Source organism: Streptomyces olindensis (genome assembly GCF_040645895.1).
In the GTDB taxonomy this organism is placed as follows: domain Bacteria; phylum Actinomycetota; class Actinomycetes; order Streptomycetales; family Streptomycetaceae; genus Streptomyces; species Streptomyces olindensis.
Genome location: NZ_JBEYZD010000062.1, coordinates 1 through 17,525 on the forward strand (window position 1 = coordinate 1; position 17,525 = coordinate 17,525).

Genomic DNA, 17,525 nt, shown 5'->3' on the forward strand with positions numbered 1-17,525 from the left:
CGAGCAGCAACAACCCCGCGCTCACCAGCAGCGTCACATGCAGCCCGTGCACGAACGCGTCCCGGGCGGCATGCCGCAGGGCAGCCCCCGCCGCACCGCCCAGCTGCGCGGCGACCTCGTACGCCTCCCCCAGCGAATGCCCCGCCGAGGAGGCCGCCGACTCCGGCACCCCGGGCACGCCCGACAGCCCGGGCGCGTACGCCGCGTTCATCACGCTGCCGAGCAGGGCGATCCCGATCCCCGCCCCCAGCTGGTACGACGTCTCCCCGATCGCCGCCGCCCCGCCGGCCTGCTCCTGCGGCGCCTCGCTCAGCATCGACTCGTACGCCCCGAACAGCGTCGTCTCCAGCCCGAAGCCCAGCAGCACGAACCCGGTCAGCATCAGCGCGCAGTCGTCGGTCCGGCCCAGCGCCGTCAGCAGCACCACCGCGAACGCGGTGAGGCAGAACCCGGCGCACACCATCCGCCGCGGCCCGAACCGCCGCAGCATCCGCGCCCCGGCCAGTCCGGCCGCCATCGCCGCGAACGTCAGCGGCAGCAGCCGCAGCCCCGTCTCCAGCGGCGACAGCCCGAGCACCAGCTGCAGGTACTGCGCCGCGATCAGCTCCAGACCCACCAGCGCGAGCATCGCCAGCACGATGCACCCGACGGACGTGCTGAACGCCGGCCGGGCGAACATCCTGAGGTCGACCAGCGGATGCTTGCGCCGCCGCTGCCGCCGGACGAAGCCCACGAGCAGGGCCGCGCCCACCACCAGGGGCAGCACGGTGAACAGGCTCCCCACCGGCTCCCCGCCCCCGAGCCGCTTGACGCCCAGCACCACGCCGAACAGACCGGCGGCCGCCATCAGCGCGCCGACGACGTCCCAGGGCCCGTCGCCGTCGCCCTTCGACTCGGGCAGCAGCAAACGTCCCACCGGGAGGCTGACCAGCATCAACGGGATGTTGACGAGGAAGACCGAGCCCCACCAGAAGTGCTCCAGCAGGAAACCGCCGAGCAGCGGCCCGACCGCCGCCCCCACCGCGGCCACCGCGCTCCAGATGCCGATCGCGAGCGCCCGCTCACGCCGGTCGGGGAAGACCTGCCGCAGGATCGACAGGGTCGCCGGCATGATCATCGCGCCGCCCACCCCGAGCAGCGCCCGCGCCACGATCAGCAGCTGCGGGCTGTCCGCGAGGGCCGCGAGCCCCGAGGCCACGCCGAAGAGCGCGTACCCGAGGAGCAGGACCCTGCGGCGCCCGACGCGGTCGCCGAGCGTGCCGAACAGGATCAGCAGCGACGCGCAGACCAGCGGGTAGACATCGACGATCCAGAGCAGCTCGATCCCGCCGGGCCTGAGGTCCTCGGTGACGGCGGGGACCGCCACGTGCAGCACGGTGGCGTCGACGGCGACCAGCAGCAGGCTGACGCAGAGGACGACCAGAACCACCCAGCGGTTGGCACCGGCCCCGGCCGCCCGACGGCGCAGCGCAGCGGCGGCCGTGGTCGTCCCGGACATGTACGTACCTCCAAGATGTTCCTCGCGATCGGCGGGCTCACGGGGTGGGGGACGCCCCCGCGACTCGGCCGGAGAGGAGCGGTGGTCTCCGGCCCGCGCAAACGAAAAGCGAGTGACACGTCAGAGTACGCGAGTCCACGCCGGAGCCCAGTGGCGGACCTCTCACAGCTTCGACCAGGGGATGTGGCGTACGTCACTCACTCCCTGTTCGACCACGCCCCGGCCGACCGGCCGGTTCCCGCCCCGGTCGATAATCGGGCCCGTGACCGATCTTGAGACGCGCGCGGCCCCGTCCCGCGCCGGGGCGCTGCGCCGGGCGGCCCCGGCGCTCCTCGGGTACGCGGCCGTCCGCGCCCTGGGCCTGATCGCCCTGGCCGTGTGGAGCGCGGCGCGGGACAAGAGCGCGTACACACTGCTGACCGCCCGCTGGGACGCGCTCTGGTACACCAGGGTCGCCGAACTCGGCTACGGCTACGAGGTGCGGCTGGCGAACGGGGACGTGCACTCGAACCTCGCGTTCTTCCCGCTGCTGCCGTGGCTGGAACGGCTGGTGGCGGCGGTCTCCCCGCTGTCGTACGCGGACGGGGGTTTCCTCGTCAGCCTCTTCGCCTCGCTCACCGCGGCGTGGGGGATCTTCGCGGTGGCCGACCACGTCCACGGCCGCCGGGCCGGGGTGTGCGCGGTGCTGCTGTGGGCCGCCCTGCCGGTCGGGATCGTGCAGTCCATGGCCTACAGCGAGTCGCTGTTCACGGCACTCGCCGCGTGGTCGCTGTACGCGGTGCTGACCGGCCGCTGGGTGACGGCGGGCGCGCTGGCCCTTCTCGCGGGACTGACCCGTCCGGTGGGGATGGCCGTGGTGGCGGCGGTGTGGGTGGCGGCCGTGGCCTCGTTCGCGCGGGACCGGCCCACGAACGGTGCGACCGGCACGGCACGCGCCGTCGGCATGCTCCTCGCCCCCCTCGGCACCGCCGGCTACGTGCTCTGGGTCGGCCACCGCACGGGCAAGGGCCCGCTGGGTTATCTCGACGTCCAGGCCGGCTGGCGCAACGGCTTCGACGGCGGTTACGCCTTCGCCCGGTTCGTCGCCGAAAAGTTCACGTCGTTCCCCTCGGCCCTGGCCGGCGTGGGGCTGATCCTCGGGGTCGCGTCAGTCATCTGGCTGTATGCGGTCGGCGTACGTCAGCGCCAGCCGCTGCCGCTGCTGGTCTACACCGGCGTCGTCACCGCGCTCGCCCTGTGCGCGTCGAGCTACTTCGGCTCGAAACCGCGGCTGCTGATGCCCGCCTTCCCGTTGCTGCTGCCCTTGGCCGTGGCCCTGGCGAGGCAGAGTATCCGCAGGTCGGCGTGGGTGCTCGGGCCCGTGGCGGTCGCCTCGGCGGTGTACGGGGCGTTCTGGCTGAACGGCTCCGGTCCGCCCTGACCCGCTGTGAGCGCCGGGAGAATTCCGGCCCATGCTCCGGTGAACGAATTCAAAAGCGCAATAAAACCCGCCTCCGGAATGATCAAAGGAATTGAAGGCCACAGTGGCCGACGATTGCAGATTCGCTGGAAATAAACCTCCTCCTGAGAGGAATCCCACATCACATCGTCATCACAAAGCCGTTGATTCGACCGGGATCTCAGCTCACTCGCTGTAACGTCGATTGGGTGCGTACCGAACCGAAGCTCACCCGTCTGGACCGGGTGTTCGCCCGGCTGGACCGTGAGCCGGAACGACCGGCCCACATCGATGTGCCGAAGATGAGCAGGCACCGCATCGTGCTCTTCGCGGCGACCCTGGCCTTCTACGGCGCGATCGTGTGGGCCGTGATCATCACGTCCTGGCTGGTCCGGCTCGACTGGCAGGTCATGTTCTTCCGGCCGTACCAGCAGTGGTCGGGGATCCACTGGTTCGTCGACTACTACGTGGTGCTCGGCCAGCGCGGCCCGACCGCCGTGATGGTCGCGGCCTGGCTGGGCTGGCGCTCCTGGCGGCAGCACACGCTGCGCCCGCTGCTCGCCCTCGGCGTCTCGCTGCTGCTGCTGAACGTGACGGTCGGCGCCGCGAAGTACGGCATGGGCCGCCTGGGCCCGCACTACGCGACCGTGATCGGCTCGAACGAGATGTGGCGCGGCGGCGATATATTTCCGAGCGGTCACACCGCCAACGCCGTGGTGACCTGGGGAATCCTGGCCTATATGGCCTCCACCCCGAGAGCGCGCCGCTGGCTGTCCGCCGTGTCCGCCGTGACCTCGCTCGGCGTGGGCATGGCCACCGTCTACCTCGGTACGCACTGGCTGAGCGATGTGCTGCTCGGCTGGGCCGCGGGCCTGCTGATCCTGCTCGCCCTGCCCTGGTTCGAGCCGCTCATCGCCCGCTCCGAGGAGCGCATCTTCGACCTGCGTGACCGCTGGCGGGAGCGCCGGAGCCGTGCCGCGACCGCCCCGGTCAGCCCCTCGCCCGTGGTGGTCACGCCGCTGCCCGCCGACCGGGAGGACGTCGCGGCCCGCTCGCCCCGGGCCCCGGTCTACCTGGCGCCGGGCCCGCACACGGCCCGCTCGGAGCGCACGCCGATCACTCCGGCCGGCAGCCGCCGGCCGCCCCAGCCGGAGCGTCACCCACGCGGCTCGACCCCTTCGGCCCGGCCGCTGACGGGCGGCTGAACCACGGCGCACGCATCACAGCGTATGAATCACCACGCATGAATCACCACGCATGAACCACGGCGCACGACCGGATCGGCGCGCACCCGGACCGGACAGGACGAAGGCCCCGGTTCCCGAGCGGAACCGGGGCCTTCGCCGTGTCTCAGCCCTTCCAGGCCCGCGCCACCCGGCCGCCCTTCACCTCGAAGTTCAGCCGGCCCACGCGGTACTCCATCGTGATGATCGCCCCCGGCGGCAGCGCGCGCACCGTCGCCCAGCCGCGCTCGCGCGCGAGGCGTTCGGCCCGGTCGGCCGCCAGGCCGACGTAGGTGTCCGGGCTGTCGTCGGGTTCCGCGGAAGGTGTCGGGATCGGTGCCATGCGGCCACGCTATGTCCTGCCCGGCGACCGGGGAAGTGCGGGTCGGCGACCGGGGAAGCGCGGGGCGGCGACCCCGGTCACCGTCCGTCTCCTGTCACGCTTCTGTCACAAGATCACGACAGGTGTTTCGTGGCGTGCCGGTCACACGGACGAGCGGTTCCGTAGGCCTTCCGCAGGCATTCGATCGTAATTCCCGGCTGCCGCATGAGCTGATGGAAAAGCCCGTCGAAAAGGCCCGGGAGAGGTTCGCCCGGGGCTCGTTCCATTCCGGCCCCGCACCGGGTCCGCGGGGCCGTACGCCGCACCGGAAATGCAGGACTTCGGCGTGAAGAGGCCGGTACGCCCCCTGTCGGAGCCCGCGGTGCCGCGAGCATCATGACGTGGGCTCGCGGGTACGTGTGGCGCGGGCTTCGGCGGGCCCGGTACGCGATGAGCGAAGGGGCGAGCGAGCGATGGGGACGCAGACCGTACAGGCGGCGGCGCGGCCCGCGCCGAGGAAGCGGCACGGGCGGGTGGTGGTCGACTGGCTGACGACGACGGACCACAAGAAGATCGGCCATCTCTACCTGATCACGTCGTTCGGGTTCTTCCTGGTCGCCGGCGTGATGGCGCTGCTCATGCGGGCCGAGCTGGCCCGTCCTGGGCTGCAGATCATCGACAACCAGCAGTTCAACCAGCTGTTCACGATGCACGGCACGATCATGCTGCTGCTGTTCGCGACGCCGACCTTCGCGGGCTTCGCCAACGAGCTGATGCCGTTGCAGATCGGCGCGCCCGACGTCGCCTTCCCGCGGCTGAACATGTTCTCGTACTGGCTGTTCCTGTTCGGCGGGCTGATCGTGCTCGGCTCCCTGCTGGTGCCCTCCGGGCCGGCGGACTTCGGCTGGACCGCCTACGCCCCGCTCAACAGCGCGGAGCGCACGCCGGGCATCGGGGCCGACCTGTGGATCATGGGGCTGGCGCTGTCGGGCTTCGGCACGATCCTCGGCGCGGTCAACTTCATCACCACGATCATCGGGATGCGCGCCCCGGGCATGACGATGTTCCGGATGCCGATCTTCACCTGGAACACGCTGTTCACGTCGATCCTGATCCTGATGGCGTTCCCGGTGCTGGCGGCGGCCCTGCTGGTGCTGGAGGCGGACCGGCGGTTCGGCTCGCAGGTCTTCGACGCGGCCAACGGCGGGGCGATCCTGTGGCAGCACCTGTTCTGGTTCTTCGGGCATCCCGAGGTGTACATCATCGCGCTGCCGTTCTTCGGCATCATCACGGAGATCATCCCGGTCTTCAGCCGCAAGCCGCTGTTCGGCTACCTGACGCTGGTCGGCGCGACCATGGCGATCACCGGCCTGTCGATGATCGTGTGGGCGCACCACATGTTCGCCACCGGCGCGGTGCTGCTGCCCTTCTTCTCCTTCATGAGCTTCCTGATCGCGGTGCCGACGGGCGTGAAGATCTTCAACTGGGCCGGCACGATGCTGAAGGGCTCGCTGTCGTTCGAGACGCCGATGCTGTGGGTGACGGGCTTCCTGGTGACGTTCCTGTTCGGCGGGCTGACCGGGGTGATCCTGGCGTCGCCGCCGCTGGACTTCCACGTGACGGACACGTACTTCGTGGTCGCGCACTTCCACTACGTCGTCTTCGGCACCGTCGTCTTCGCGATCTTCGCCGGGTTCTACTTCTGGTGGCCCAAGTTCACCGGGAAGATGCTCGACGAACGGCTGGGCAAGATCCAGTTCTGGGCGCTGTTCATCGGCTTCCACACCACGTTCCTGGTGCAGCACTGGCTGGGCGCCGAGGGCATGCCCCGCCGTTACGCCGACTACCTCGCGGCGGACGGCTTCACGGCGCTCAACACCGTGTCGACCATCGGCGCGTTCCTCCTCGGCATCTCGACGCTGCCCTTCCTCTACAACATCTGGAAGACCGCCAAGTACGGCGAGAAGGTCGAGGTCGACGACCCCTGGGGCTACGGCCGCTCCCTGGAGTGGGCGACCTCGTGCCCGCCGCCGAGGCACAACTTCACGACGCTGCCCCGGATCCGCTCCGAGTCGCCGGCGTTCGACCTGCACCATCCGCAGTACGCGGCGGTGACTGCGCAGCCCGAGCCAGAGCCCCATCAAGCCGGTCGCGAGTCCTCCTGACCGCCTCGATCAGCCCGTCCGGCTCCAGCACCTCGAACTCGAAGCCCAGCATCGCCAAGTGGATGACCATCACGTCGAGGCTGCCGGCGCCGCAGCGCAGCAGGCAGGTGTCCGGGCCCTCGGCCTCGAGCACTCCGGCGGAGGGCGAGATGTCGGCCGCTGCCTCCTGGAGGGGCGCCAGGAGCCGCACGACGGCGTGGGTGGCGTACGCCCGTGTGGAGACGCCCTGGGAGACGTAGGCGGCGAGGTCCTCGGCGGGTGGCTCGCGGGGCACGAAGCGGGGGCCGTGCGGCGGCTTGGGCGTGAGGCGGTCCACGCGGAACGTGCGCCAGTCCTGCCGGTCCAGGTCCCAGGCGACCAGGTACCAGCGGCGCTCGGTGCACACCAGGCGGTGCGGTTCGACGGTGCGGCGGGAGGAGGTGCCGTCGTGGCCCTCGTACGCGAAGCGCAGCCGTTCGGCGTCCCGGCACAGGTGGGCGAGTTCGGTCAGCACGGCCGGGTCGACCGCGGAGGGCACCGGGCCGCGCAGCATGGGCACCGTGAAGGCGTTGAGGGCGCCCACGCGGCGGCGCAGCCGGTCGGGCAGCACCTGTTCCAGCTTGGCGAGGGCCCGCACGGAGGTCTCGCCGATGCCCTCGATGCCCTGTCCGGCGGCCGTCCGCAGCCCGACGGCGACGGCCACGGCCTCGTCGTCGTCCAGCAGCAGCGGCGGCAGTTCGGCGCCCGCGCCCAGCTGGTAGCCGCCGCCCGTGCCCGGGCTCGCGTTGACCGGGTAGCCGAGTTCGCGCAGCCGGTCCACGTCCCGGCGCAGCGTGCGGGCGCTGACGCCGAGCCGCTCGGCCAGGTCGGGGCCGGACCACTCGCGATGGGCCTGGAGCAGGGACAGCAGACGCAGCAGACGTGCCGAGGTCTCCAACATGGGGCGAGTCTGCCAGCCCTTGCGGACAGCCGCTGTCCTCAAGGCCGGTAGGGCAGTTGCGGGACGGTGAAGCAGGTGCGGTTCATGTCCCCCTGGCCGACCCAGCCCCTGCCGTCCTGCCAGCGGGCCACCGACAGACAGGTGTCGCCGGTCTTCGGCGGCGCGGCCAGCCGTGCGAACTCGACGGGGAGGATCAGGCCGCCGGCGGTGTAGCCCTGGCTGCGGTCCATGTACGCGTCGACGCACGCGCGCGTGATGCCCGTCCGCGCGCAGGACCGCGCGGCGTCCGTGAACCAGCGGGCGGCTGCCCAGCCCTCCAGCTGCCACTGGGAGTGCGTCTTCAGGTGCTTCGTCGCCTCGCGGAACTCCCGTACGGCCGGGTGGCCGGTGTCGTCGAAGTTGCGGCTGGAGCCGGTCGCCCAGAGGGCGTTGCGGCAGCGCGGGGCGTCCTTGTAGTCGTCGGGGACGGTGGACGTCCAGTTCTGCACGTTGGTCACCTTGGCGGTGACGTCGGCGCCGACCTCGTCCATGGCCTGGCAGAGCCGGGCGTTGCCGTGCCCGTCGATGGCGTCGAACACCAGGTCGGCGCCCTGCTGCTTCAGGTCGGCGGCGACGGCGCGGAAGTTGGGCAGGGCGAAGTCGACCTGTTCGGTGACGACCTCGTAGCCCTCGGCGCGCAGGCCCCGCTCGACCAGCCGGGCGTAGGCGGCGGACGCGGACTGGTTGTAGGAGACGACGGCCGCCGTGCGGGCGCCGTGCTCCCGCTTGAAGTAGCGGTAGACCTCGGTGCCGCCGTACAGGGTGCCGTCCCAGCCGGTGGTGCCGTTCCTGGGCGCGAGGCTGCCGTAGATGCCGTAGAGGTGCGGGTAGGTGTCGTAGGCGGCGCCGATGGGCTGGCCGCCGATGTCGGGCACCCGCGCGCGGGAGACGCGCGAGGCGCCCGCGTAGTCGAGTGCGGTGGTGGCGACGAGGGCGACGACCTCGTCCTCCTCGACCAGTCGGTGCACGCACTCGTTGTTGCCGACGCCGCTGCCGCCGTCGTCGCACAGGCGCACCTCGACGCGCCGGCCGTCGATCCCCCCGCGCGCGTTGAGCCGGTCGAACCAGGCCCTGGCCCCGTCGCGCGGGCCGGTGAAGGCGGCGCCGCCGACCGGGCTGGTGGCGCTGGTGATGATGCCGACGCGCAGGGGCGCGGCGTCCCGGGGTGCGGGAGTGCGGTCGTCGTGTGTGAAGTCGCTCTCCGGAAGTCGGCTGCCGCAGGCCGCGCTCAGGGCGAGCAGCAGCGCCGCGGCGACGGCCTCAGCAGCCCGGTACCGGCGACGCATTGCCGCTCAGTTGCACCAGCGCGCACAGCGTCTTGGCGGACACCTTCCAGGTGCCGTCCTGCTCCACGGCCGTCCCGGAGGCGTCGGGCAGGGCGGTGGCGCCCTTCAGGGTGAGCGTGTACGTCACGTCCGCCTCGGTCGCGGAGGTGAACTCGACCTTGGTGACCTGCGCCTGGACCTGCCCGCCGCGCGCGTCACCGCTGAAGGCCTCCAGGACGGGGGCCATCCGGTCGCCGTTCTCCAGGACGGCGACCTTGTCCTCGGCGGAGGTCTTCGGGTCGAAGAACTTCTGCCAGTTCTGCTTGATCTCCGCCTCGGCCGCCGCCCGGTCCGCGGGGGCGCTGGCCGGGGCGCTCGTGGTGCGCTCCGCGGTCGGTGTGGGCGGCGTGGCGCCGTCTGAGCCGCCGTTGTCGTCGCCGCATGCCGCGAGGGCCGGGAAGAGGGCCAGTACGAGGGCGGCCGTGATCGCCGTGACCCGTCCCGCGGTGCGCGGGCCCCCCGTCGCGTTCCCCCGCCTGAGGTCGCTGCCGAGAACCATCTGGCTCACCACCGGGTGTCGGTCCGGGCGATGCGCGCCCGGTGCTTTCAGGGTCAGCTTCCACAGGGCATAGTGCAAGCGATCGGCGGAGTTGAACAGGCAGCCAGGCGCGTGCCCAGCCACGACCGACGTGTGGGAGCCAGCGATGCGGACAAGCCGACTGAGGACCGTGCATCCCGTCCTGTGGGCCGGCTGGGCCGCGCTGGCCGCCGGCGCGGTGCTGTGCGTCGTCGGCTGGTACGGCGTCTCCGGCGAGCGCTACGCCGAACGGCAGCTGCCCTACCTGGCCTCCTGCACCGTGCCCGGCGCCGCGCTGATCATCGCCGGGGCGGTGCTGCTGGCGCACGGGCGGGGCTCGGTGGCCGCCGCGCGCGTGGAGGAGCTGTACGGCCTGCTGGTGGCGGCCGAGCCCGGCGACGACCGGGCGGACGCCGGGACCGGGCAGGCGGCGCACGGGCCGCTCGCGGTCAGCGGCGACCTGCTGATGGTGCCGGGCGGCACGCTGTGGCACCGCGCGGACTGCCCGCTGGTCGCGGGGAAGGCGGAGGCGGTCCCGGTCGATTCCAAGCTGGTGGCGAGCGGTGAGCTGGGCCCCTGCCCGATCTGCGAGCCGGCCGAAGAAACCGACTGATGTCCTCGCTGACGTACGACCTCACCCTCGCCGGCCTCTCCGTCGGCAGCGCGGCGGCGCTGACCGGGATCGGCCTGATCGTGACGTACCGTGCGACCGGCGTACTCAACTTCGCGCACGGCGCGATCGCGATGGTGTGCGCGTACGCGCTGCGGCAGTGCGTGGTGGAGTGGGGCTGGCCGCTGTGGCTCGGGGCGGTGGTGACCCTGCTGGTGCTGGCGCCGGGGCTGGGAGTCGTCCTGGAGCGGTTCGTCTTCCGGCCCCTGTCGGTCCTGGGCTCGGACCCGGCGCAGACGCTGGTGGCGTCCATCGGGGTGTTCGTGCTGCTGGTGGGCGGGGCGGCGCTGCTGTGGGGGCAGGGGGCGCGGGACGACGCGCCGGAGCTGGTGCCGGACGAGCCGTGGGGGCAGCTGGCGGTGGTGCTGGTGCTGGCCGCCGGGGTCGGGGCGGTGGTGCGCTGGACGCGGTTCGGGCGGGAGCTGCGGGCCGTGGTCGACGACCGGCGGCTGGCGGTGCTGGGCGGGATCGACGCGGACCGGGTCGCGGCGGCGGGCTGGGCGTTCGGCTCGTTCACGGCGGGCCTGACGGGCGTGCTGCTGGCGCCGTACGTGCGGCTCGATCCGTACGGGCTGCCGCTGCTCGTGATGGAGGTCGTGGCGGTCGCGGTGGCCGCGCGGATGCGGAGCCTGCCGGTCGCGGTGGTGGTGGCGCTGGGCATCGGGGTGGCGCAGAGCCAGCTGACGCGGCTGCACCCGTCAGGGTGGGGCGAGCCGCTGCTCCAGGCGGCGACGACGAACCTGTTCGTCGTCGCGCTGCTGGTCGCGGCGCTGGTGCTGCCGGGGGTCGGCACCCGCGACGCGCTGCCGCGCACGGCGACCGCCCGGGTGCCGACGCCGCCCGGCGCGTGGATCGTGGCGGGCGTGCTGTTCCTGCTGCCGCTGGGCCTCGCCGGCCGGGACCTGCACACGTCGGTCCAGGTGCCGGCGCTGGCCGTGATCCTGCTGTCCCTGGTGGTGGTCACCGGCCGCGGCGGCCAGATCTCGCTGGGGCAGGCGGCCTACGCGGGGCTGGGCGCCCTGTTCACTGCGCTGCTGGCGGCCGGCCGCTTCCCGGGCCTGCCGGGCCTGCCGGAGCTGGCGGCCCTCGCGGTGGCGGTCGTCCTGGTGGCGCCGCTGGGCCTGCTGACGGGCTGGCCGGCGATCGGCCGCCGGGGCCTGGCGCTGGCGCTGGCGACGTTCGCGATCGGCGTGGGGGTGAGCCGCTTCGTCTTCGCCCAGCCGTACGCCACGTCGGGCCTGTCGCTGGGCCGCCCGGCGGGCTTCGACGGGGACCGCGCGTACTACGTCCTGGAGCTGGTCCTGCTGGCGGTCGCGCTGCTGGCGACGCACGCGCTGCGCCGGGGCCGGACGGGCCGGGCGCTGGCGGCCATGCGGGACCACGAGGCGGGCGCGCAGGCGGCGGGCGTGCGGGTGCCGTCCCTCAAGCTGGGCGCCTTCGTGGCGGGTGCCGCGCTCGCGGCGCTGGGCGGCGGCATGCTCGGCATGGGCCTGCGCGCCTTCGACGCCGCCGCGTACGACCCCGTGCGGGGCCTGCTGTGGTTCGCCGCGGTGGTGGTGCTGGGCGCCGACAGCACCCTCGGCGCCCTCGCCGCCGCGGCCCTCCTGGTCGGCCTGGACGCGGGCACCCGCGGTGGGGTCGCCGCGGCCCTCATCGGCGTCCTGGCGATCCTGGTGGGCCGCTTCCCCGGCGGCCCGTACGAGGCCCTGCGCACCGCGGCGGAGCGGCTGCGGCCGCGCCGCACACCGGCCCTGACACCGACGGGGGTCCGGGCCCGCGGCCTGCTGCGCCCGGCGGAGCCCCGGGGGCCCCGCGGGGCGCCGGTGCCGGTGGGGGCCACGGCGACGGGCGCGGCGGCGGGCCGGACGTCCGGCACCGGCGGGCGGCCACCGGCCTCCCCGGCCCCCCGCACGCCGCCCACCCCTTCCCCTCCCCTGCTCACCGCCCGCCGGCTCCACGCCCGCTACGGCGGCTTCACCGCCCTCGACGGAGTCGACCTGGACCTCTCCCCCGGGCGGATCACCGCGGTCGTGGGCCCCAACGGGGCCGGGAAGAGCACCCTGTTCCACTGTCTGGCCGGGACACTGCGGCCCGCGCGCGGGACCGTCCACCTCGGCGGACGGGACGTCACCGCGCTGCCCGCGCACGCCCGCACCCGCCTCGGGATCGCGCGGACCTTCCAGCAACTGGCCGTCTTCCCCTCGCTGACCGTGGCCGAGAACGTCCGGGTCGGCGCCGAGCAGGGCCGGGTGACCGACCGGGGCGCGGTGGAGCGGGCGCTCAGGCTGCTCGGGCTGGACGGGCCGGTGCGGGCGCGGCCCGCCGCCGGGCTGCCCACGGGCACACTGCGCCGCGTCGAACTGGCGCGGGTGCTCGCCGGCGACCCCCGCGTGCTGCTGCTCGACGAGCCCGCCGCCGGCCTCGACACCGCCGAAGTCGCCGCCTTGGCCCGCGTCCTGAAGGCCCTGGCAGCCGACGGCACGGCCCTGCTCGTCGTCGAACACGACCTGGACCTGGTCGCCGGCCTCGCCGACGTCGTGCACGTGATGACCGCGGGCCGGATCGTCGCCTCCGGTCCACCCGGACGCGTGCTGGACGCCCTGGGAACGGGGGCCGGCCGATGACCGTCGTCTCCCTGCGCCACGCGCGCGTGCGCTACGGCCCGCTGGAGGCCCTGCACGGCGTCACCCTCGCCGCCCCCGGCCCCGGTCTCACCGTGCTCCTGGGCCGCAACGGCTCCGGCCGTACGACCGTCCTGCGCGCGCTGGCCGGCACCGTCCCGCTGTCGGGCGGCGCGGTGGTGTGGGACGGGGCCGATGTGACCCGCGTACCGGCGTACGAGCGGGCCCGGCGTGGACTGTGCATGGTCCCGGAGCGGCAGGCCGTGTTCGGCTCGCTCACCGTGCGCGAGAACCTCGCCCTCGCCGCCCCGGTCCACGACACGGCCCTGGACGCCTATCCGCAGCTGCGCCCCCTGCTGGAGCGCCGCGCCGGCACCCTGTCGGGCGGGGAGCAGCGCATGCTCGCCCTGTCCCGGGCGCTGCTGGCCCGCGCGCGTGTGGTGCTCGTCGACGAGCCCGCCCAGGGCATGTCGCCGGCGGTCGCGGCCCGCACCTACGAGCTGCTGGGCGGGCTGGACGCGTGCGTGGTGGTCGCCGAGCAGCGGCTGCCGCCCGTGCTGCGGGACCGGCCCGTGCTGGTGTACGAACTGCGGCGAGGAGCCGTCGTGTTCGCCGGGGAGGCGGGCGAACTCACGCGCTGACCGGAACGCCGGAACCCCGCCCGGTCGGAGCGACCGGACGGGGCCCGTGTCCCGGCTAGGGGGAGCAGCGGCTCAGATCTCGAGGCGCAGGCCGGGCACGATCACATCGGGGTCGTCGCCGATGGCTGCCTTGTTGGCGGCGTAGAGGCGCTGCCAGGTGGTTCCGTGCCGGGCGGCGACGCCGCTGAGGGTGTCGCCCTCGCGGACGGTGTAGTCGCCGCGGGACGAGCCGCGGTCAGGGTGCTCCGCGGCACGTGCCGGTGCCGTCGAGGGCTTCGCGGGCTTGGAGGGCTTGGCGGGTGCGGACTCGGTGGTGTTCACCGGGTCGGCGGCGGGTGCGCTGCCGCTCGCCCCGGCGCGTGCCGAGCAGGTCGGCCAGGCGCCCCACCCCTGGGCGCGCTGGACCTTGGTGGCGACGGCGATCTGCTGGGACCTGCTCGCCCGGTCGGCGGTGGGCGCGTAGGCCGTGCCGCCGTAGGCCCGCCAGGTGGAGGCGGCGAACTGGAGTCCGCCGTAGTAGCCGTTGCCGGTGTTGATGTGCCAGTTGCCGCCGCTCTCGCACTGGGCGATGCGGTCCCACACCGCGCTGTCGGCCGCCGCGGCGTTTCCGGTCGCGGCCAGCAGTCCGAGGGGCGCGAGCAGTGCCGCCCCGGCGAGGACCGCCGTCGTACGAACCTGGTTCTTCCGAGCGTCGTGGCGAGTGGTATCGGCACATTCGGACATGTGGTTCCCTCTCGGAACACCCGGGGTCCCCCAAGGCGGAACGCCACCGTCCGCGCCATGGGGCGCGGGGGTCGCGCTCGCCCCGCCCACCGGTGCGGTGCTGCGCCCGGTTCCGGAGAACCGTGCGGTCGGTGGGCGTACCCGAGCGGTGCTCGCTGCACACGGCCGAGGAATCTAAGGAGGTTGACGGTCCGGCATCAACCAGTCGCCCGTCGTGGCAGGCCAGTTCACCGATACCTCGGGTAACGGCAATTTCCGGACACCCACTTCATTCGCGGATTTCCGGATTTGTCGACCAACCCACCCGAAGGCCTGTGACCCAGTTCACCGACCCAACGCCCTTTGGGATAGGCCCACTTGACGCTGAGTGCGCGATTCCGGACCGAACGTGACCCTGTGCGCTGGATGGTTCGATTCCGTTCGCTCCGAGGCGTGACTCCCGCCACAGATCGCCCGTTGTCTTCTTCATGAGCCGGGACCAGCCCGGACCACGGACCGGGAGCCACCCGGCCCCGCCCCGCACCACATCCCCGAGGGAGCCACCCGTGCCGCGCATGCTCGACGTCAGCGACGAGGTACGCGCCGAGATCGGCGACGAAGAAGCCGACCGCCTGCTCGCCGGAGAGACCGCCCCGGGCAGTTACGACTGCACGTCCTGCCGCACTCCGGGCGACTCCGAACAGGAGCGCACCAGCACCGTCCTGTTCATCGGGGACGAGACCGCCGTCCTCGCCTTCGCCCACGCCGGCTGCCTGCCCTCGCAGGTCGTCCAGGTCACCGAGGAGCAGCTCCGGGGTGCCGTGAAGTCCATCACCGGCGACACCGTCGACCTGGAGCCCGACAAGGTGGTGCCCGAGCAGGCGGTGCTCGGCGTGACCAGCGGACTGGTCCTGATCGGCGGGGAGTTGCACCCGGCCCTGGTGGTGGAGCCGACCGCGCCCATCGCCCGGCCCGGCACGACCGGCGCCGGGGACGACTTCCTGCCGCTGCTCATCGAGCAGGGGTTCATGCCGCTGAGCGAGCTGTCCGCCGTGCCGCCGGTGCTGCACGGCTGGTCGGTGCTGCTCGCCGTCGGCCGGCTGCACGCGGTGCTCCAGCCGGGCAGCAACGGCGGCCAGCCGGTGGCGTGGTGGCAGGCGCACCAGCCGCTCCAGGTCACCGAGGGCTGGCGGGCGGCCGCCAACAAGCACCAGCAGGTGCTGATGTTCGCCGCGCCGGTCGGCTCGATCGGCCGCCAGCCGCGCGAGGACCTGCTGCGGGACGCGCTGGACAAGGCGGCGGCCAACGGCCAGCTGGTCGGTGCGGCACTGCCGCTGGCCGGCACCTGAGCCGCGTGTCACCCGCCTGCGCCGCGGCCCCGCGAAAGCCGTAACCGGGGCCGCATCCCTTGACCCGCGGGGTCGTTTGGACATACGTGCACGCATACGACGTTCCCCGCCGCCAGTCCTTCTCGTCGATCCCCTCCGCGCGGTCGGCTCAGGACTCCCAGGGCGGCCCATCGGCCACGCCGATCTACGACGCGCTCTACGCCGAGTACGTCAAGTCCTTCCGCGCACTGCCCGGCGACCGCAGCGGCGAGGAGAAGCTGGGCTTCACCGCCTTCGGGAACATTCCGCACAGTACGGGCTCGTACAGCAGTTCACACGGCAGCTCGTACAGCGCCTACAGCGCGGGGGCCCAGAGCGCCCGGCACGCTGCCGGACAACAGCCGCAGTGGCAGCGTGTCGGGACCCTCGGCCCCCACGGCGGCACGGGGATGCACCACGTGCCCGCCGCACTGCCGCCGGGCCGGCGCAGCGGCGTCTGAGCGAGCACCGCACAGTGGAAGGGGCGGCCCCCGCCGGGGGGCCGCCCCTTCCACTGTCTGCTGCGCTACTTCTTCCTGCCGCGCTTCTCGCGCACCCGCACCGAGATGTGGATCGGCGTCCCCTCGAAGCCGAACTCCTCGCGCAGGCGGCGCTCGATGAAGCGCCGGTAGCCCGCCTCGATGAAGCCGGAGGCGAACAGCACGAACCGCGGCGGCTTGGTGCCCGCCTGGGTGCCGAACAGGATGCGCGGCTGCTTGCCGCCCCGGACCGGGTGCGGGTGGGCGGCGACCAGTTCACCCAGGAACGCGTTCAGCCGGCCCGTCGGGACCCGGGTCTCCCAGCCCGCCAGGGCCGTCTCGATCGCCGGGACCAGCTTCTCCATGTGCCGCCCGGTGCGCGCCGAGACGTTCACCCGGGGCGCCCACGCCACCTGGCCGAGCTCGGTCTCGATCTCCCGCTCCAGGTAGTAGCGGCGCTCCTCGTCGAGCGTGTCCCACTTGTTGAACGCCAGGACGATCGCGCGGCCCGCCTCGACGGCCATGGTGACGATGCGCTGGTCCTGCACCGAGATGGACTCGGCGGCGTCGATGAGGATGACCGCCACCTCGGCCTTCTCGACGGCGGCCGCGGTGCGCAGCGAGGCGTAGTAGTCGGCGCCCTGCTGGAGGTGGACGCGCTTGCGGATGCCCGCCGTGTCGACGAACTTCCAGGTGACGCCACCGAGTTCGATCAGCTCGTCGACCGGGTCGCGGGTGGTTCCGGCCAGCTCGTTGACGACGACGCGCTCCTCGCCCGCCACCTTGTTCAGCAGGGAGGACTTGCCGACGTTCGGGCGGCCGATCAGGGCGATGCGGCGCGGGCCGCCGATGCCGCCCCCGCCGAACGTCTCGCGCGGCGCCTCGGGCAGCGCCTCCAGGACCTGGTCGAGCATGTCGCCGGTGCCCCGGCCGTGCAGCGCGGAGACCGGGTACGGCTCCCCCAGGCCCAGCGACCACAGGTACGAGGCGTCTGCCTCGCCGCTCGGGCCGTCCACCTTGTTGGCGCAGAGCACGACCGGCTTGCCGGCCTTGCGCAGCAGCCGCACGACGGCCTCGTCGGTGTCGGTGGCGCCGACCTTGGCGTCGACGACGAAGACGACCGCGTCGGCGGCCTCGATGGCGTACTCGGCCTGGGCGGCCACGGAGGCGTCGATGCCGAGGACGTCCTGCTCCCAGCCGCCGGTGTCGACGACCTTGAAGCGGCGGCCCGCCCACTCGGCCTCGTACGTCACACGGTCGCGGGTGACGCCCGGCTTGTCCTCGACGACCGCCTCGCGGCGGCCGATGATGCGGTTCACCAGGGTCGACTTGCCGACATTGGGGCGGCCGACGACGGCGAGCACGGGCAGGGGGCCGTGGCCCGCCGCCTCGATGGCGCCCTCGACGTCCTCGAGGTCGAAGCCCTCCTCCGCGGCGAGCTCCATGAACTCCGCGTACTCGGCGTCGCCGAGCGCCCCGTGGTCGTGCTCGTGCGCGCCCTCGGGCTGGCTGTGGTCGTTCATGAAGTCCGTACCTCGTTCATCGTGGTGGTCGGTGGAGCACCCGCTGTCGTCCGGGCTGATCCACTACTCAAGTGTC

At 73.1% G+C, this 17,525-nt stretch carries 14 protein-coding genes and 1 pseudogene; 8 read left to right on the plus strand and 7 right to left on the minus strand.

The genetic code is table 11. The features are described from left to right. A partial coding sequence (locus ABZ948_RS30885; protein WP_359765044.1) for an MFS transporter occupies positions 1 to 1,498 on the minus strand: 1,498 nt, incomplete at its 3' end. A 262-nt stretch (positions 1,499 to 1,760) separates the two neighbouring features. Between ABZ948_RS30885 and ABZ948_RS30890 the strand changes: the two genes are divergently transcribed. Both ABZ948_RS30890 and ABZ948_RS30895 read left to right on the plus strand, forming a co-directional pair. Continuing rightward, positions 1,761 to 2,918 (plus strand): putative hexosyltransferase, encoded by a 1,158-nt coding sequence (locus ABZ948_RS30890; RefSeq protein ID WP_359765046.1) that lies wholly within the window; start codon positions 1,761 to 1,763, stop codon positions 2,916 to 2,918. A gap of 227 nt (positions 2,919 to 3,145) precedes the next feature. Then, positions 3,146 to 4,141 carry a phosphatase PAP2 family protein gene (locus tag ABZ948_RS30895; protein ID WP_359765047.1) on the plus strand — a complete coding sequence of 332 codons (996 nt, stop codon included), beginning with the start codon at positions 3,146 to 3,148 and terminating at the stop codon, positions 4,139 to 4,141. A gap of 145 nt (positions 4,142 to 4,286) precedes the next feature. Here the strand turns inward: ABZ948_RS30895 and ABZ948_RS30900 are convergent, their stop codons facing one another. Next, the gene (locus ABZ948_RS30900; RefSeq protein WP_351342934.1) at positions 4,287 to 4,502 is read right to left on the minus strand and encodes an I78 family peptidase inhibitor; all 216 of its coding nucleotides are present in this window, start codon (positions 4,500 to 4,502) and stop codon (positions 4,287 to 4,289) included. Between the two features lie 452 nt (positions 4,503 to 4,954). Between ABZ948_RS30900 and ctaD the strand changes: the two are divergent. Then, positions 4,955 to 6,526 (plus strand): annotated as a pseudogene (ctaD, locus tag ABZ948_RS30905) (aa3-type cytochrome oxidase subunit I); the annotation flags it as partial. Here the strand turns inward: ctaD and ABZ948_RS30910 are convergent. From ABZ948_RS30910 to ABZ948_RS30920, 3 genes are read right to left on the minus strand one after another with little or no spacing between them, the layout of a single operon-like run. After that, the gene (locus ABZ948_RS30910; RefSeq protein WP_359765050.1) at positions 6,525 to 7,565 is read right to left on the minus strand and encodes a helix-turn-helix transcriptional regulator; all 1,041 of its coding nucleotides are present in this window, start codon (positions 7,563 to 7,565) and stop codon (positions 6,525 to 6,527) included. The pseudogene ctaD and the gene ABZ948_RS30910 overlap by 2 nt on opposite strands. Before the next feature lie 38 nt (positions 7,566 to 7,603). Then, positions 7,604 to 8,890 (minus strand): ABC transporter substrate-binding protein, encoded by a 1,287-nt coding sequence (locus tag ABZ948_RS30915; protein ID WP_359765052.1) that lies wholly within the window; start codon positions 8,888 to 8,890, stop codon positions 7,604 to 7,606. Then, positions 8,865 to 9,428, minus strand: coding sequence for an MTB12 C-terminal domain-containing protein (locus ABZ948_RS30920; RefSeq protein WP_359765054.1), 564 nt, complete (start codon positions 9,426 to 9,428; stop codon positions 8,865 to 8,867). The genes ABZ948_RS30915 and ABZ948_RS30920 overlap by 26 nt, the downstream gene beginning before the upstream one ends. Positions 9,429 to 9,573: 145 nt before the next feature. Here ABZ948_RS30920 and ABZ948_RS30925 point away from each other — a divergent pair, with 145 nt between their 5' ends. From ABZ948_RS30925 to ABZ948_RS30935, 3 genes are read left to right on the plus strand one after another with little or no spacing between them, the layout of a single operon-like run. Continuing rightward, positions 9,574 to 10,059: a hypothetical protein gene (locus tag ABZ948_RS30925; protein WP_359765056.1), complete on the plus strand. Its 486-nt coding sequence runs from the start codon at positions 9,574 to 9,576 to the stop codon at positions 10,057 to 10,059. After that, entirely contained in the window at positions 10,059 to 12,740 is a 2,682-nt protein-coding gene (locus ABZ948_RS30930) for an ABC transporter permease subunit (protein WP_359765058.1), read from the plus strand. The genes ABZ948_RS30925 and ABZ948_RS30930 overlap by 1 nt, the downstream gene beginning before the upstream one ends. After that, on the plus strand, positions 12,737 to 13,378 hold the full coding sequence (locus ABZ948_RS30935) for an ABC transporter ATP-binding protein (protein ID WP_359765061.1): 642 nt from the start codon (positions 12,737 to 12,739) through the stop codon (positions 13,376 to 13,378). Before ABZ948_RS30930 ends, ABZ948_RS30935 begins: the two co-directional genes overlap by 4 nt. 72 nt (positions 13,379 to 13,450) lie before the next feature. Here the strand turns inward: ABZ948_RS30935 and ABZ948_RS30940 are convergent, their stop codons facing one another. After that, positions 13,451 to 14,101, minus strand: coding sequence for a LysM peptidoglycan-binding domain-containing protein (locus ABZ948_RS30940; RefSeq protein WP_359765063.1), 651 nt, complete (start codon positions 14,099 to 14,101; stop codon positions 13,451 to 13,453). A 545-nt stretch (positions 14,102 to 14,646) separates the two neighbouring features. Between ABZ948_RS30940 and ABZ948_RS30945 the strand changes: the two genes are divergently transcribed. After that, positions 14,647 to 15,429, plus strand: coding sequence for a DUF8842 C-terminal domain-containing protein (locus ABZ948_RS30945; RefSeq protein WP_359765065.1), 783 nt, complete (start codon positions 14,647 to 14,649; stop codon positions 15,427 to 15,429). 86 nt (positions 15,430 to 15,515) lie between these two features. Then, positions 15,516 to 15,908, plus strand: coding sequence for a hypothetical protein (locus ABZ948_RS30950; RefSeq protein ID WP_359765067.1), 393 nt, complete (start codon positions 15,516 to 15,518; stop codon positions 15,906 to 15,908). Between the two features lie 65 nt (positions 15,909 to 15,973). Here the strand turns inward: ABZ948_RS30950 and der are convergent, their stop codons facing one another. Then, positions 15,974 to 17,449 carry a ribosome biogenesis GTPase Der gene (der, locus tag ABZ948_RS30955; RefSeq protein WP_359765069.1) on the minus strand — a complete coding sequence of 492 codons (1,476 nt, stop codon included), beginning with the start codon at positions 17,447 to 17,449 and terminating at the stop codon, positions 15,974 to 15,976. Positions 17,450 to 17,525 lie beyond the last annotated feature (76 nt).